1 pseudogene is annotated in these 1,634 nt (G+C 76.5%); it reads left to right on the forward strand.

Annotated features, from left to right (window positions below):
- A pseudogene (locus tag AC08ON_RS15175) lies at nucleotides 1–1,565 on the forward strand (AAA domain-containing protein); the annotation flags it as partial.
- Nucleotides 1,566–1,634: the final 69 nt, after the last annotated feature.

The raw sequence follows: 1,634 nt of genomic DNA on the forward strand, positions 1-1,634 counted from the left end.
ACCCGGCGCGGGAGACCGCGGCCGTGAAGGCCCTCGCCGAGGAGCTGGACGCCGCCCGCGCCACCGCCCGCGCCCTCGAACTGCGGATGATCGACCTGCTGGCCGGCGAGGCGCGGGAGTTCGACCTGCCGCACGGGCCGGAACGCGCGCCGGAGGTAGCGAGCTGGCTGGCCGAGCGCGCGGAGGAGCTCGGGTTCGTTCCCGACCGGCTCGACCCCACCCGCGCGCTTCCGCTCGGCCCGGCCGAGCTCGCCGAGCTCTACCGGACCGCGCGCGAGATCACCCCCGCCGACGCCCGGGCCGCCGCGGGCAATCTGCCGGGCGGCGCGTCGCTGCCGGGCGCGGTCGCCCTCGGCCGGCTGCACGACGAACTCGACGAGATCCGCGCCGGGCTCGCCAACCTCGAACAGGCCGGCCTGTCCGTCGACGCGCTCGACGCGCTCGACGCGCTCGACGTCGACGGTGCCGACGGTGCCGACGGCGTCCGTGCCCTGGTCGAGGACACCCGGGCCGCCGCCGACCGGCTGCGCCGGCTGTCGGTCGGCTGGCTCACCACCGCCCGGGCGCAGTGCGCGGCGTCGGGTGAGCAGGCCAGGTTCTGGGCCGACCAGGCCACGGCCCTCGCCGCCGAGGTCGCCGAGCTGCGCCGTCTGACCACCCTCACCTTCGGCCGTTCCATCGAGCTGCCCGCCGGTGACCCGCGGGTCCAGCTGAGGCTGCTCGCCGACCTGCGGGGCCGCTTCGCCACCGGCCGGTGGATCCCCCGCCTCGGCGGACGGGAGCTGCGGGACCTGCACGACGCGGTGCGCGTCGACGGGCTGGCCGCGCGCACGGGGGATGACGTGGCAATCGTCGAGGCAGAGGTGCGCCGCCGTCAGACGCTGGCCGCCGCCGCCCGTCAGGCCGCGATCGCCGCCGCCCTCGGCGGTGAGGCCATCGAGCCCGCGGCACCCGACGTCCTCACCCGGCTCGGCGCGGTCGCCGGCGGCCTCGCCGACGCCGTCGACTGGGAACGCCGGGCGGCACCGGAGCTGTCCGCCCGGCTGCGCGCTGTCTTCCCCGCCGGCCATCCCACCGGCCATCCCGTCACGACGACGCCTTCCGACCCGGAGACGCTTTACCACCTCGCCGGCCTGCTTGCCACGGCGACCGGCCGACGGCGCGAGAAAGAGATCGCCGGCGCGCTCGCCGAGGGAGGCCGTAGCCCGCGGGCCGGCCGGGTGTGGGCCGACCTGCACGAGGCGCTGACCAGGCGGGACCTGGCCACCTGGACGGCGCTGCTCGACGAGAGCGCCCGGCTGGCGGCGCTGCGCCCCGGCGTGGAACGCCGGGACCGGCTGGCGGCCCGGCTGCGCGCGGTCGCGCCACTGTGGACCGACGCCATCCTCACCGGACAGGGTGACCCGTCGAGCTGCGGCGAGGCGGTGCGGGCCAGCGAGGCGTGGCGCTGGCGCCAGGCCCAGACCTGGCTCGACGACCTGCACTCCGACGGCGACCTCACCACGCTCGGCCGTCAGCTCGCCGACGCCTCGCGGCACGTGCGCGCTCTAGCGGGAGTTTCCTAGATAAGTTGATCTTTGGAGTCCGTTGAGCTGGCCGGTGGCTGGTTCAGGACGGTCTGACCTGGATCTTTG

This window comes from Frankia sp. CoWAU3 (assembly GCF_977971855.1).